This window comes from Nostoc sp. FACHB-892, assembly GCF_014698795.1.
In the GTDB taxonomy this organism is placed as follows: domain Bacteria; phylum Cyanobacteriota; class Cyanobacteriia; order Cyanobacteriales; family Nostocaceae; genus Nostoc.
The window spans coordinates 25,670-40,596 of sequence record NZ_JACJTR010000001.1; the positions used below are offsets into that span (position 1 = coordinate 25,670).

Annotated in this window: 9 protein-coding genes and 1 other RNA gene; 6 read left to right on the plus strand and 4 right to left on the minus strand. The window is 42.6% G+C overall.

Features of this window, described 5'->3' with window-relative positions; all coding sequences use genetic code 11:
* Positions 1-140 precede the first annotated feature (140 nt).
* Together H6G96_RS00100 and H6G96_RS00105 are read right to left on the minus strand one after the other, a co-directional pair.
* On the minus strand, positions 141-1,031 hold the full coding sequence (locus H6G96_RS00100; protein ID WP_190909364.1) for a DNA cytosine methyltransferase: 891 nt from the start codon (positions 1,029-1,031) through the stop codon (positions 141-143).
* 660 nt (positions 1,032-1,691) lie between these two features.
* Entirely contained in the window at positions 1,692-2,015 is a 324-nt protein-coding gene (locus tag H6G96_RS00105; RefSeq protein WP_190909365.1) for a hypothetical protein, read from the minus strand.
* A 741-nt stretch (positions 2,016-2,756) separates the two neighbouring features.
* On the opposite strand from H6G96_RS00105, the gene H6G96_RS00110 reads away from it, so the two are divergent.
* From H6G96_RS00110 to H6G96_RS00130, 5 genes are all read left to right on the plus strand, one after another.
* A complete protein-coding gene (locus tag H6G96_RS00110) occupies positions 2,757-3,248 on the plus strand; it encodes a pentapeptide repeat-containing protein (RefSeq protein WP_190909922.1) in 492 nt (163 codons plus the stop codon).
* On the plus strand, positions 3,245-4,420 hold the full coding sequence (locus H6G96_RS00115; protein ID WP_190909919.1) for a 5-(carboxyamino)imidazole ribonucleotide synthase: 1,176 nt from the start codon (positions 3,245-3,247) through the stop codon (positions 4,418-4,420). Before H6G96_RS00110 ends, H6G96_RS00115 begins: the two co-directional genes overlap by 4 nt.
* 60 nt (positions 4,421-4,480) lie before the next feature.
* A non-coding RNA gene (ssrS, locus tag H6G96_RS00120) (6S RNA) lies at positions 4,481-4,664 on the plus strand.
* A 666-nt stretch (positions 4,665-5,330) separates the two neighbouring features.
* Complete coding sequence (locus tag H6G96_RS00125) at positions 5,331-6,713, plus strand: 3' terminal RNA ribose 2'-O-methyltransferase Hen1 (RefSeq protein WP_190909366.1); 1,383 nt, start codon at positions 5,331-5,333, stop codon at positions 6,711-6,713.
* Between the two features lie 122 nt (positions 6,714-6,835).
* Positions 6,836-9,454, plus strand: a complete 2,619-nt coding sequence (locus tag H6G96_RS00130; RefSeq protein WP_190909367.1) for a polynucleotide kinase-phosphatase — start codon at positions 6,836-6,838, stop codon at positions 9,452-9,454.
* Between the two features lie 382 nt (positions 9,455-9,836).
* Here the strand turns inward: H6G96_RS00130 and H6G96_RS00135 are convergent, their stop codons facing one another.
* Together H6G96_RS00135 and H6G96_RS00140 are read right to left on the minus strand one after the other, a co-directional pair.
* On the minus strand, positions 9,837-10,379 hold the full coding sequence (locus H6G96_RS00135) for a PEP-CTERM sorting domain-containing protein (RefSeq protein WP_190909368.1): 543 nt from the start codon (positions 10,377-10,379) through the stop codon (positions 9,837-9,839).
* A 137-nt stretch (positions 10,380-10,516) separates the two neighbouring features.
* Positions 10,517-13,555 (minus strand): beta-propeller fold lactonase family protein, encoded by a 3,039-nt coding sequence (locus H6G96_RS00140; protein ID WP_190909369.1) that lies wholly within the window; start codon positions 13,553-13,555, stop codon positions 10,517-10,519.
* A gap of 287 nt (positions 13,556-13,842) precedes the next feature.
* Here H6G96_RS00140 and H6G96_RS00145 point away from each other — a divergent pair, with 287 nt between their 5' ends.
* Complete coding sequence (locus H6G96_RS00145; protein WP_190909370.1) at positions 13,843-14,829, plus strand: phosphotransferase; 987 nt, start codon at positions 13,843-13,845, stop codon at positions 14,827-14,829.
* Positions 14,830-14,927 lie beyond the last annotated feature (98 nt).

Sequence of the window (14,927 nt, forward strand, 5' to 3'; positions counted from 1 at the left end):
CTACACGATATAGCGCGGTATTAAAGGTTTTGAAGGAAATAGCATACTCAAACAGCTGAAAATCTTAATAAAATTAAGTATGAGCGCCTGGTTCAATTCTCACTTCAGCTAATTTTTGAATATGAGTGGCATTCAGCTATTCACTTAATCAGAGTCTCATTTAGTTTAAGCAGCCATTGATAACATGGCTCATCAATTGGAGCAATCTCCCTGCGTTGCTGCGCTAAAGATTCTGTGTAAGCTATGAGCCAAGCAGAAGCAAGTTCTTGTTCAGTTGCAACCTCTTCTGTTAATGTACGAGAAAACTGTAGTTCTACCCATTCCTCAAAAGTAAGTATTTCAAGGGATATTCCAAATATTTCTTCAATTTCATGACATCTAGGCACAAGTTCATCAATACGTTCAGCTTCAAGACTTGTAACGAAACCAGCCTTTTTAACAGCGGGATGTATTTCCATTTCTTGCCAAGCTTCTCCTCCATTAGCACCAGTAATCCCATATACATTTTCAAATAGAAATCCTTTAGGCTTAAGTAGATTCAGAATACGAACATATTCTTGAAAGAGTGTACCTCTAACATCAGTTGTTCCAGACACTCCAGCCGCCCTACGTCCGGCAGCAGAGAAAGTTTGACAAGGAGGGCCTCCAATAATAAAATCTACTGTCAGATGAGGTTCAGGTAAATACTTTCTAATATCAATACATATAGGTTCAGAGCCTTCTAGCCATTTATCTGGTAAGGAATTTATTTTTAAAGTCTGAACATACTTGGCTTCAAGTTCTACCATTTGAATGATTTCAAAGCCAGCATCATGAAATCCAATGTCTAACCCACCACCACCAGAAAATAAACTAAGTGTTTTAATGGGAGTATGTCCTTGTTGGATCAGCCATTGGCGGAGAGATTTACCAAAATTATCAGTCCATGCTGGTTCTTGCCTCACTGCAAGAATGGTTAAAATATTCTGGAACCAATTTGTATTTGTTGGCTCGGAGCTAGACACATCAGAGAAAAGAGACAACTGTTGCATTACGTAATCTAAAATATAGCCTTTGGAGATTGTGTACAATATTCTTTAGTGAAACAAAGGGGTTAAAGGCTAGAGACTAAAGTAGTGTATTCTATCCATCAAAAAACCGCTATAGATGCTAGAGATACAAGGGCTGAGGGGCTAAAGCATAGGTTGGGCTTATTGAGAGATTGATGTGTTGCAAAGATTCTTGGAAATGGTAAATTGTCTGTTTCTCGTGCGAAAATCCCCTAAGTTGTCTCAAGGTCGGGAACTTCTGCACGGTACTAGCTTCTTTCCAAGCGGCTGCGATCGCGCGTCAGGAAAGCGTCACTCAAAAAAATGATTTTAGGCTTTTTTCTGTTTTCTTCACCACACTCTTACGCTATCGCTCCGCTTCGATTAATACAGATGTGGGCCGTTCGCCCACTTCCGTTAGTACATCCGCTGCAAATTTTGTAAGTTGTATCCATTTCACTGAAATGTTTTAAGATAATTGCGATTGCAACGTAACTGTAAAAAATCTGCCCAAGTCTAAATCCTACCCAAAAGGTTAACTATGTACTAAAACGTTTTGCTCAATCGATATATGGTGATTTCGTCTCTTTTCCTGAAATTAAAAACTGCTCTTGCTAAAAGTAGACAAGAGCAGTTTTTAATAGCAAAGCCCAAAATAAAAATTTAAGCATCTTCAAGCTCAAATTGAGCAACCGTAACCGCGTTAAAAGCGAAAGCCAAAACTAATGGCATCGGTGACTGAAACCAAAAGGTAAAAAGAACAGCTACGATTGTGCCAATTACTGCGGACATCGACCACAACCGTTCTTCAAAAGTCAATCCCTTTTCGGCTTTAATCACTCTGAGAACGTGAACTGGAATTGGTTCCGGCATTACCCCACCCGGAGGGAAAGCCCAGAAGTTGTTACGTCGCTCGACAAATAAATCTGTCCAGCCATTTTCTTGGCACCATGCCTCAATCCATTGAAGTGAGTAATGATTCATCATCGGGTTTCTGAGTTCGGTTTGTAGAAGTTGTGTACTTGGTGAATGTAAACTCTTAGAGATTCCTGAAGAACTAACTAATCGCTATAAAATTAACGCTAATTATCCAACTTTTAAGCTTTGTCAAGCAGTTAAGACGCATATAATTACGCCCAAACCTTGCTTTCATTAATTAAAAGACTAACAGTTCATAGAGACTGTTTACTTGAAAAGACAATAAACTTTACTTTCAATATTTCAAGTAAAGAATTGTAAATAAGGTAATGGGTATTACTGCTTAATAAAATTTTTAATATCTGAAAATTTAAATTTCAAAATAAATAATTATGAACAAATTAACAAGCGTAGGCATTGCTTTATCCGGCTAAACTATTTCTTTATAATTAGAAATTTGACTTCATCATAGAGAGATAAATCCTATCATATACTGTATTGATTTGAGGTTACTTAGTATTATAATCGACTTAGTTCAGTCATTCGCATCAGCATTTGGTAATAAGTTTCTTGATAGATTTTAAGTGCGATCGCTCGACTATCATCCTTCTCTATCCAAAGTTGCAGGCATAATTTTGCTCAAAGTGAGAAGCATTTGTCCTTTTTGCGTTACAAAATATTAAGCAAGGGAAATACACATCCCCTCAGTCCAGTAGCAAGGCTGCGAGTCTCAATTAGAATCAGCCAATCTTGCTAATATTCAAATGTGATAAGTAAATGCAGCAATTAGACACCAAATTGACTCTCGATATGTTTTGGCGGCAAGGGTTGGCATTCCTTCTTGGAATTATTATATGGTGCGTGGCTGATCCCGCACTGGCTGTAGACTGGACTCATCCGCTTTCATTTAGCAATGCTGAGTTGTCAAGACGTGATTTTTCTAATGACAGTTTGCAAGCTGCGGAATTTTCTAACGCCAATATGGAACTAGCTAACTTTACAAACGCTGACTTGCGGGGAGCAGTCATGAGTGCTTCGGTGATGACACAAGCAAATCTCCACGGAGCAGATTTAACTAATGCAATGGTTGATCAGGTAAACTTGACTAAGGCAGATTTGAGCGATGCAGTTTTCAAAGAAGCTCTTTTGCTCCGCGCCATCTTTAATGATGTGAATATAGACGGTGCAGATTTTACAGATGCAATTTTGGATAGAGTGCAAATCAAAGAACTGTGTACGAAAGCCAGTGGTGTGAATTCCAAAACAGGCGTGCAAACTCGTGATTCTCTAGGATGTCAATGAAACGTGTTGGTGTAATTGGTGGCGGACAACTTGCATGGATGATGGCGGATGCAGCACAGAAGCTAGGAGTAGAATTGGTAGTACAAACTCCAAGTGTTCACGATCCGGCCGTGTCAATCGCTCAGGAGACTGTTTTTGCGCCAGTTGATGATGCAACTGCTACGGAAATATTAGCTCAAAAATGCGATGTTATCACTTTTGAAAACGAATTTGTTAACTTAGATGCTTTATCTGTTTTAGCACAAAAAGGGGTTTATTTCCGCCCCAGATTAAAAGCTTTAGCTCCTCTTTTAGATAAATATCATCAGCGTTGCTATTTACGTGACTTGGGCTTACCAGTTCCTCAATTTTTCGCCCTTGATGAGGTGGAAAATCTTAAATCAAAAATAGAAGATCTAGGTTTTCCAGTAGTCCTTAAATCTCGCCGCCACGGTTATGATGGTCAAGGTACTTTCATAATTCAGGATTTTGCTACTTTAGAGCAAAAATTAAGTTATGAAACCACAACAAATTTAAATCAATCACTTTTCTTGTTGGAAGAATTTGTCCCTTTTGAAAGAGAACTAGCAATAATTGCAGCTCGTTCTGTGGGGGGGGAAGTTGTAACTTACCCTGTGGTAGAAACTCAACAAGAACAACAAGTGTGTCGGCGGGTGATTGCGCCTGCTGAGATTACGCCCAATCAAGTAGCAGAAATCCAAGCGATCGCACATACTTTATTAAATAGCCTAGAAGTCGTAGGAATTTTTGGAATTGAGCTATTTCTCAGTGCTGATGGCAAAATCCTAGTAAATGAAATTGCGCCCCGTACTCACAATTCTGGGCATTTTTCTCTTGACGCGTGTGAAACTTCTCAATTTGAGCAGCACCTGAGAGCCGTTTGTGGTTTACCTTTAGGAAATCCGGCTTTGCAGTGCGCTGGTGCTGTAATGGTCAACTTGCTGGGGTATGAAAATTCTCATAGTGATTACCAAAGCCAGCGTCAAAAAATAGCAGAAATCCCCCAAGCGCACGTTCACTGGTATGGAAAGACAGAATCACGTCCTGGGCGGAAGTTAGGACATGTCACTGTTTTATTGGATAATCAAACTAGAGAGTCGAGAAGTACGTACGCTAATAGCGTCGGCGCAGCCATCGCTCACGACATAGAATCTATCTGGTATCCCAGGTAAATTGAGCAGAAACTTTCTATATTGAACACACAACATCTTTTGAAAAGCTATAATGGGTGAGTTGCACTACGACGTTGGTGACTGCCATCAAGTTTTTTGATCTATGCCTTTAATGACAAGGGAGTCAACTGTTCTCGTGGCAGTATACCGGGCATGTACCCGGAAACTTTAAACGAGGAATTTAGGTTCCCACCTGGATAAACCCAGGTCATAAACTTAGGTAAAACGGCGTCGCGGTGAACTTAAAATTATTAGCTCCCAAAGTCAGTTAGGATTTGGGAGCTTTAATTATTTAGAGCAGTATTACTTCACGCCGTGTGCAACTTTACTCTCGGTAGTTCTATGTACTCGTCGCGCTATAGCACAGGTTTGCCCTGCAAACCTCAAATTAAAATGGTATCCTCTGTTCTCTAGCTGCTCAAAAAATCGCACTATCCCTTGACAGCTTGTAGTATATATATTACAAAAATATTATTAATAAGGTGTTAAACATTTAACTTGAACATTTATATGAAGGCTGATGACTGATGACTGATAACCGTTAACCGTCAACAGTTAACGAGCGTAAAGAGTGTTTATACAATTTAGGCGCGCATCAGCTTACAAAACCTTTTTGAAAAAGCAAAATCAAAAGCTGTCATCATAAAAAACTGTTTTATCCATTTGTGCAAAATACCAATGATTTAAATTATCTGCGTATATAAACTTAAAAAATTAGGTATATGGAGGTGAGTTTGATAATGTTTGCTAACTAATTTGTAATGTTCAAGCAATCAATAAAAGTATATTTAAATAACGTCACGGATGAACGAAGAGCATTTGAGTATAAGAAAGAAATTTTATATATCATCGCTTATCCTTGAGCAGTATTCATAAATTATTCCCTTACCTTAAACCTTTGTACAAATAAATGCTGCTGACAATCACAACGACACATTCCCCAGCAACGGAGCTAGGCTACCTGTTGCATAAACACCCAGACCGTTGTCAATCCTTTGCCCTAAGTTTTGGAAAGGCACACATCTTCTACCCAGAAGCTAGTAGAGAGAAATGTACGGCGGCGTTGTTGTTGGATGTTGATCCTGTGAAGTTGGTGCGGGGAGGCGGTACAAGGCTAAAACAATATGTAAGCGATCGCCCTTATGTTGCTTCTTCATTTTTAAGTGTAGCGATCGCTCAGGTGCTTAGTACGGCTTTAGGAGGTCGCTGCAAAGACTTACCAGAATTAGCGCAAACCCCCATTCCTTTGGTAGCAAAACTATCAGCCTTACCTTGTCGCGGTGGTGAAGAGTTTCTGCGGCAATTGTTTGAACCATTGGGCTATAGTGTCAGTGCCGAAGGTCATAGTTTAGATGAGAAATTCCCTGATTGGGGGCAGAGTCAATACTTTAGCGTCGAACTTCAGCACACCTTGCCGCTTAGTCATTTGTTAAGTCATCTTTACGTCCTAATTCCGGTGTTGGATGACGATAAGCATTACTGGGTAGGCGATGAAGAAATCGAAAAATTACTGCGTCATGGTGAAGGCTGGTTAACTACCCATCCAGCGCGAGAGCAAATTACAAGGCGTTATCTGAAACGACAGCAACGCTTAACTCGTCTAGCATTAGCTCAACTAATAGAGTCAGACGATCCCGATGTAGATAGCGCTGAAGAAAGCCATGCTAAAGAAGAGGCGGCGGTAGAAAAGCCGATGAGCCTAAATCAGCAACGCATGGATGCTGTGATTGCTGCTCTAAAACAAAGCAATGCAAAGCGGGTGATTGATTTAGGTTGCGGTCAAGGCAATCTGCTGAAAATACTCCTTAAAGACGGTTTTTTTGAACAGATTACAGGTGTTGATGTTTCCTACAGGGCGCTAGAAGTTGCCCAAGAACGATTAGACCGTCTGCGTCTGACGCGTAACCAGTGGGAACGCGTACAACTGATCCAAGGCGCACTCACTTACCAGGATAAACGCTTTAGTGGCTATGATGCGGCTACAGTAATTGAGGTGATTGAGCATCTTGATTTGCCTCGGTTGGGAGCATTTGAGCGAGTTTTGTTCGAGTTTGCCCAACCCAAAACGGTGCTGGTGACAACGCCGAATATTGAATACAACATCAAATTTGAGAACCTCCCGGCTGGAAAACTGCGACATCAAGACCACCGCTTTGAATGGACGCGATCGCAGTTTCAAAATTGGGCAAACCAAGTAGCAGAAAGTTTTGGTTACACTGTGGAATTTCAACCTATCGGGACGGAAGATCCAGAAGTCGGTTCACCCACACAAATGGGGGTGTTTAAAAGGTAAGCTTACCTCGACCTAAAAGTACGAGGTTTTAGCCTCAGATTTAAATCATCCCAAAGAGAGACAATTGCCCCTCTAGTTAATTTCTAGAAAGAGCTATAAATAATTGCTAGGAGCAAATTGAATTGAAACTAACTATTCCTGAACTATCCCTAATTGTTCTCATTGGTGCTTCTGGTTCCGGTAAATCCACTTTTGCTCGTCAGCACTTTCAGCCTTTTGAGGTGCTGTCTTCCGACTTTTGCCGGGGGTTGGTGTCGAATGAAGAAAATAACCAGTCTGCTACCAAAGATGCTTTTGAGGTGTTGCGCTTCATTGCTGACAAACGGCTGGCAGCAGGTAAACTGACAGTAATTGATGCTACCAACGTGCAGATGGAAGACCGCAAGCCATTACTGCAAATGGCGCGGCAGTATCATTCTTTTGCGATCGCTATAGTTCTTGACCTACCAGAGGAATTATGCCACGAACGTAACCAACTCCGTAGCGATCGCCAGTTTGGTTCTCATGTAGTGCGTCGTCATACTCAGATGTTACGGCGTTCTCTGCGGGGTTTAGAAAAGGAAGGCTTTCGCTATGTCTACGTTCTCAACTCTTTAGAAGAAATTGCATCCGTTGAAATTGAACGCCAACCTTTGTGGAACAACCTCAAACACGAACATGGCCCCTTTGACATTATTGGGGATATTCATGGCTGTTGTGATGAACTCGAAATATTACTTCAACAGCTAGGCTATCAAAAAGGTGAAGGGGCAAAGGAGCAAAAAATTAAAGAAGAAGAATTGTCTACTTTTTCCTCTTTTTCACTCTGGAATGCCCCTACTTACTACCACCCAGAGGGACGCAAAGCCTTATTTTTAGGTGATTTGGTAGACCGGGGGACGCGGATCTTAGATACAGTTAAACTAGTGCGAAACATGGTTGAAGCAGGTACAGCTTTCTGCGTTCCTGGTAATCATGAAAATAAACTATTGCGGAAACTACGCGGTAAGAATGTCCGGGTTAATCATGGGTTAGAGCAAACCTTGGCTGAGATTGAGGCTTTACCCGATGAGGTGCGCGAACCTTTCACCAAAGAACTGCAAAAGTTTCTAGATTCCTTAATAAGTCACTACGTTTTAGATGATGGGCGGTTAGTAGTAGCTCACGCGGGGATGAAACAGGAAATGCAGGGACGGGGGTCTGGTGCTGTGCGCGAGTTTGCTCTTTATGGTGAAAGCACTGGTGAGATTGATGAATTTGGCTTACCCGTCCGCTACAACTGGGCAGGAGAGTATCGCGGTGAAGCAATGGTGGTTTACGGACATACCCCTGTACCAGAAGCAGAATGGCTGAATAACACTATTGATATAGATACAGGCTGCGTCTTTGGCGGCAAACTCACTGCCCTCCGCTATCCAGAAAAAGAACTGGTGAGCATTCCTGCTGCTTGCGTATACTGTGAACCTGTAAAACCTTTGGTACAGAACACAGCAACACGCACATCCCAACAGGAATTGGATGATGTATTGTACATTGAGGATGTTGTGGGTAAGCGGATTATTAACACCCGACTTCAGTCCAAAATTACCATTCGGGAAGAAAATGCGATCGCTGCTTTGGAAGTGATGAGCCGTTTTGCTACCAATCCTAAATGGCTGATTTATTTACCCCCCACTATGTCCCCAGTAGAAACATCTCTATTGCCAGGATTTTTGGAACATCCAGCCCAAGCCTTTAGTTACTACCAAAACCAGAGAATTACACAAGTAGTCTGCGAGGAAAAACACATGGGTTCGCGGGCGGTTGTGATTATTTGCCGAGATTCGGCAGCTGCCGAGAAACGATTTGGTGTAGTAAATGAGGGAATCGGCATCTGCTATACGCGCACGGGGCGGAGGTTTTTTGATGATTCAGCATTAGAGACAGAATTTTTGGCGCGGGTAAATCTTGCCCTCTCCCAAAGTGGTTTTTGGTCAGAATTTCAAACCGACTGGGTGTGCCTAGACTGTGAACTAATGCCGTGGTCAGCCAAAGCACAGGGGCTGTTACGAGAACAGTATGCACCCGTTGGAGTGGCATCACGCCTCGCCCTCAATGATGCTGTTACCTGTTTGCAACAAGCAAGCGATCGCGGTGTAGATATTAGCACCCAACTCAGTCATTATCAAGAGCGTGCAGATATGGCAGATCAGTATGTCACCGCCTACCGTCAATATTGCTGGTCTGTCACTGATATTTCTGGATTAAAGTTAGCTCCTTTCCACATCCTAGCAACAGAAGGAGCCGTCCACATCGATAAAGACCATCGCTGGCACATGGAGCAAATTGCCAAAATCTGCCAAAAAGACCCTGCCTTGCTTCTAGCTACTGCCTACAAAGTAATAGATTTGGCTGACCCCAGCAGTCAGGCAGAGGGGATTTATTGGTGGGAAAAATCTACCAAAGTAGGGGGTGAAGGTATAGTTGTCAAACCTATGGACTTTATCGTTCGAGGTATTCGCGGCATTATCCAGCCCGCAGTTAAATGTCGCGGACAAGAATATCTGCGGATTATTTATGGGCCTGAATATTCAACCCCAGAGAATCTGCAACGTCTGCGCCAACGTGGATTATCTCACAAGCGTTCTCTGGCTATGCGCGAGTTTACTTTGGGTGTTGAGGCATTGGAGCGATTTGTCGCCCATACCCCTCTGCGCCGCGTGCATGAATGTGTTTTCGGTATTCTGGCATTGGAAAGCGAACCCGTCGATCCACGACTGTGAACTACCCCGCCGTAAGACAAACGAGGCTTCCCAATTCATCGGGAACAGCCTCTCTTGTCTTCGTAGTTCTATTGTTCTAATATCATGTTCGCTTGATTACTTATTAAACCCGAAGAACCCCACCCCGCCAAAGCTACGCTTCGTCTCCCCTCCCCGCTTGCGGGGAGGGGATTAAGGGGTGGGGTGCAATGACTGTGGAAATCATAACTAATTATGCGAACATGATATAACACCTAAGCAATAGCCGGATTGTCTTGGAAGCCTATACTGTATGCGTTGGCGAAAGCTTCTCGCAGAGAAGCATCAGTGTAAGAGTATGTCACCTAGGGAATATGCTTGACAATATCAGCACATTCCCCACTTTCTAACACTAAAGCTCAGGTTAAGCTCTAACCTTTTTGCCTGATGTTAACTTTTTCTTCATGAGCCAGCCAATGCTGCAAGCAATGAAACTACCACCTAAAGTTGTAGGCTCAGGGATTTGCCTATAGGTAACTTTACCTGAGCCAATTTGGATATTATCGGCAGAAGTAACTGCAAAATCATATCCATTAATGTCGTATGTGATAGAGCTTGAAGGATTAGCTTTATCGGGGAAGACATATTGTAATCCAACAGACTCTGTACCTGTTAAGAATGTGGTTGGAAATACAACAGGATATCCAGGATATTCAGTATCATCCTTTTCAGTGTAAATATTAGAGTTGTTGTCAAATTGAAAATTTAGCGACTCAACTAGTGCTACCGGAATATTATCGTTGCTGAAACTTGAATCATCAAAGCTAAAAAATCCTTCTCCCTTAGTTATCGGACTATCGACAGTGAAACCGTAATTAATAATTGCAGCAGATGCAGAATTAGCTCCTACAGCAGCAAACATTAAGGCACAACTAGTAGCAAGCGTTAATCGCGAAACTAATTTCATCTAAACTTTCCCCAAGATAAATTTCTGCAAGCAATGTTCACGTAAACTATGTAAGTAGGCTTGATATAATTGCTAACTATTTATGCTTTCCCTAGCCTCCTTTAAAAGGAGGCCAGGGAGAATCAAGCCTAAGCTGATTAGTTTGCTTGAGCAGAGAGGTTATCTGTACTCAAACTCGAATTTCCGAGTAGTTGGGCGCGATTTTGGCGAAGATCGGCATGGCTGCGCTCTGTTGGATAAGGCACTTTGTCGCCTTGAATGCCAGCCCAAAGTACGCGGTTGAATTTCTCAGGATCTAACTTATCTTCAACTTCAAAATAGAAGTCTTTGGTTGCTTGCACCCACCACTGTTTGTTATGCAGAGATGGAATAGCTGTTGTCTTTTCTACATTCTTGGCTTGGCAAGCTGGTACTAATTTGGGGTCTACAGGTTCACCACACAAATTACCTGGAACGACAGCTTTATAGGGAGTAAAGTTTGGTTCTCTAGTGAATGCGTCCGACATCGGTTTGGCATTGGCGTCAGTGATTCCTAAATAACCAATGTTCAGTAAATCTTCCATTGTCCGCACCAGGCTAACAGTGTTGTAGTTAGTGCTGACAAGGGCCTTTCGCTTAGTGTAAGGCGAGATGATATAGACTACTGAGCGATGACTGTCAACATGGTCAGGTCCGTCTTGGGAATCATCTTCTACAATAACGATCGCAGTGTCTTTCCACAGAGGAGACTTGGAGATTTTTTCCACTAGCAAGCCGACGGCATAATCATTATCAGCCATTTGCAGTGGGACAGTATTTAAACCAGCTACGGCGTTACCGAAATCACCAAAGTGGTCGTGAGGTAAACGTACTAGTGACAAGTTGGGCAATTCATTCCTTGCCAGATAGCTATCAATGTCCCGCGCCCATTCATTGTATAGATAGATGTCAGCATTCTTCTGGTCGTATCCCCGGAAATAGTTGTCAGTTTTATCCAACAATACAGGTTTAGCGGCTACAGCTTGGGGAATATTATCAGCAGCAGGATTTGGAGAGATGGGGATGTAAAGCGGGTTGGTAGGATCTGGTTGTGTGGGATCTGCTTGGGTAGTACTGTAGCTGCCATCAAGGACGAAGAAACCGTAATTGCGTACAGTCTTACCAGCACGCAATGCTGCATCCCAAAGATAGCCGCCGATAGCGTTTGAATTCAGTTCCCCATCGCCTATGGGAGCATTTACATCTCGAGTTCCAGGCAAAATAGAAGATTTACCAGAGGGATCTAACACTCCCGTTACTCGTGTATTGAATTGGGAGGTATTAGAAGAAGTTTGCGGTAGGGCAAGGTTGATTCTACGGTTAGTACCTTCGTAGTCGTAGGTCAAACCGTTAAACTCAGCGTTGCCATAAAGTACTGATTGAGTTTTTTCAGTGTAATCAGTTGTCCTTGCATAAGTAGACCAGTTCCAGCCCACACCGCTTGACTCACCAGAATCATAGAAGTTATCAAAAGTCACAAAGTCAAGGGCTAACTTGTGATGGTTGGGTGAAATTGGTTGTGGGAATAAAGTTAATGCTGGGTCGCCGTTGCCAACAGGTAAATCGCCGAGTACCTGGTCGTAGGTACGATTTTCTTTAACTACATAGATAACGTGCTTAATTTTATCCTGTAAAAATCTCATCGTCCGGTCAGGACGGCGATTGTAGAAACCGTTGTTTCTGTCTACCTGTTCGGAAAGCGTAGCTAAAGTGCCACCTTTGGGAATTGGAATAACTGAGATTCCAGCTTTTTCTAAAGCCCAGGTATACTCATTTCTAAAAGTTGTGTTGCGTGCTAGTCCGGCTGGTGTTGTTTCGCCATTTGAAGGGTTGGGGCCAGAATTGCTCTTGGCATTGACAACGTATAGGTTTTGACCATCCTTACTAACGCTTACAGAATTGGGATACCAGCCAGTGGGGATACGTCCAATTACCCGACCAGATTGCAAGTCCACAACAGCAACAGCGTTCTCACCGCCGAGAGTCACGTAAAGCTGACGTTCATCTGAACTCAGCGCCACAGAGTTGGGATTTGCTCCTTTGTACCGATCGCTAGGTCGAGATAGATTGATAGTTTGGACAACGTTATTGGTATTTGTGTCAATGAGTGAAACCGAATCACTATTACCGTTAGCTACATATAGTCGCTTTTGGTCTGTCGATAGTTGCACCTTGTTTGGTTGGCTACCTACAGGGATACGGGTAATGCTTCCGGCAGTAATATTGACAGCAACCACCTCGTTATCGCGCTGGCTGGTAACGAAGACTTTCGCTGCCGCACCGTTCTCTGCACTTTGGATGGCTACATCAAAAGGAAATTCTCCTGTTGCTATGCGATCGCCTGGTCTAAAGAACTTAATTTCTCTGAGTACTTTACGGTTAGTAGTATCAACAATTGATATTGAGTCGTTCTCAAAATTAGCAGCTACTAAAGTTTTGCCATCTTTGCTGACATCAAGACCTGCTACAACTGCTCCTGTTGACACAGTTTCAGCTGGTGTATTCTTCAACAAACCACCATCGTAGTCTGGAAAGGGCGCAGTTGAGTTGGAATTGTGATTTAGTAAAATGAAAGGAGCATCTGGCAAGTATTGGCTGCCATTGGAGGCATAAGCATAAACGCGATCGTCAATGCCACCTGATACATAAAAGCGTGTGCCGTCTTTTGCCCAAGCTAGGCCGTTATATGTATTGGGAATGTTAATCTGTTGCTGCTTAACCAACTTACCGTTGCTGACATCAAAGACAAAAACCCATTCAGCTTTTGTAGTTCTTGTAGCACTTGGTTTACCAGTTAATGGGTCTAAGACCGGATAAGTGAAATCAGCACCAGTATTTTCATCCCTGAAGTCCTTGTTATAGCCACTGGTAAGCACCAGTAGAGTTTTACCATCGGGGCTGAGAGCTGTGGTTACAGCTTCGGCAGCATCAGCATTAGTGTCTGTACGCAAACCAGTCCTCAAACGTGCAAATGTCGAACCTGGTGCTGCCGCAGGTGTAATTATCTGACCTGTGGGTAGTAATGCTCCACCTTCAGGTATGTTACCAACCGGGCTAGTAGGAAGCACGGCGTTAACTAACTGGATACCACTTACTACTATTGCCACCGCTACCAGCAGGCTGAGTACGAGATATCGCTTACGCTTGAAATTTTGCATTTTTTGTATTTGAACATCAAACTTGTTCTTTACACAGCAAATACTGCTCTTTTTTAGTTAAGAAAAAGGTAAGGTGAGGGAAAGATTCAGATAGAAAGTTGTTTTACTAGTGGCTCAAAATCGCTACTCAACAGCCCGACAGTAGGAGTATTCTCTGTAAGTATAATAAGGATGCGTAGACGCATCCTCCTACGGAGAAGCAAGCTACGCAAAGCGTCTTTCTGTGACACGCTGTTCGCGTTCGTAGAGAAGCGGCTAGTTAATCTTGATAAGTGACAGATGAAAAAATGCAGCATAACATCTATGACTACATAGTAAAAACTGCCCTTGCTCAATATGGTATGGCTCAAGAACAGCGTTGTTTTTTAGGTCATAGTGGAAGCGTAACCTTCTGTATAAAAACACAAGCAAAAAAATTTCTTCTTCGTATTCATAGAGCAATATATACGCTTCAAGACGATGTATGGCAAAGACCAGAGGTGATTGAGTCAGAAATTCTGTGGCTTGCTGCCTTATGTAATGAAACAGAGGTTGTTGTGCAAGAGCCAGTAAAAAATCTACAGGATAGATGGCTCACTGAAGTTTTGGCAGATGAGACTGGAGAAGTGTTTTATTGCTCACTACTGCATTGGATTGATGGCAACAACCTCAACGGACAAGCAACTCCACAACAGGCTTACCAGCTCGGTTTGTTGCTAGCTCGATTGCACCAGCATAGTAGTCACTGGCAACTGCCACAAAACTTTGTTCGCCCAGCTTATGATCAGAATCGGTTGCAAGCAGCACTCTCGGCGCTTTATCCAGGAGTATTACAAGAATTGATTTCAGCAGAAGATTATAAGACCCTCGAAGTAGCGGCTTGCCAAGTTCAAGGGATGATAAAAACACTCCCTCAGAAACAAAATGTCTGGGGGCTGATTCACGCTGACCTTCATGAAGGCAACTATCTATTGCACAACGAGGAATTCCGGCCAATCGATTTCGCTCGCTGTGGCTTTGGATACTATCTTTACGATATTGCAAGTTCGCTTCAATATTTACTTCCCACTGTCAGACCTTCCTTTTTTGAAGGCTATCAAGCTATCCGTAAGCTACCTGAACATTACTTACAGCTTACAGAAGGTTTCTTTATCATGGCGGTGATTGAAGTACTTTCTTTTCATGTAAATAATCCACAAGAGCATAAGTGGATTTCAGAAACCGTGCCGTATATCGTTAAAGAACACGTTCATCCGTATCTTGAGGGCGAGTCATTTTTGTTTAGTAAATACTAAGGCGACTTTTTCTTCTTACTTGCGCTCAATCCCATAAATAATTTCATGATTATTACTTAATGAGCATTGGTTAAAATCTATGTTAAGCGATCGCCTAC

What these genes read in the sequence shown, in the direction of transcription:
- H6G96_RS00145 (WP_190909370.1), top strand. Translation starts at nt 13,843, where the DNA reads ATGCAGCATAACATCTATGACTACATAGTAAAAACTGCCCTTGCTCAA.
- H6G96_RS00140 (WP_190909369.1), bottom strand. Translation starts at nt 13,555, where the DNA reads ATGCAAAATTTCAAGCGTAAGCGATATCTCGTACTCAGCCTGCTGGTA.
- H6G96_RS00105 (WP_190909365.1), bottom strand. Translation starts at nt 2,015, where the DNA reads ATGATGAATCATTACTCACTTCAATGGATTGAGGCATGGTGCCAAGAA.
- H6G96_RS00135 (WP_190909368.1), bottom strand. Translation starts at nt 10,379, where the DNA reads ATGAAATTAGTTTCGCGATTAACGCTTGCTACTAGTTGTGCCTTAATG.
- H6G96_RS00125 (WP_190909366.1), top strand. Translation starts at nt 5,331, where the DNA reads ATGCTGCTGACAATCACAACGACACATTCCCCAGCAACGGAGCTAGGC.
- H6G96_RS00115 (WP_190909919.1), top strand. Translation starts at nt 3,245, where the DNA reads ATGAAACGTGTTGGTGTAATTGGTGGCGGACAACTTGCATGGATGATG.
- H6G96_RS00110 (WP_190909922.1), top strand. Translation starts at nt 2,757, where the DNA reads ATGTTTTGGCGGCAAGGGTTGGCATTCCTTCTTGGAATTATTATATGG.
- H6G96_RS00100 (WP_190909364.1), bottom strand. Translation starts at nt 1,031, where the DNA reads ATGCAACAGTTGTCTCTTTTCTCTGATGTGTCTAGCTCCGAGCCAACA.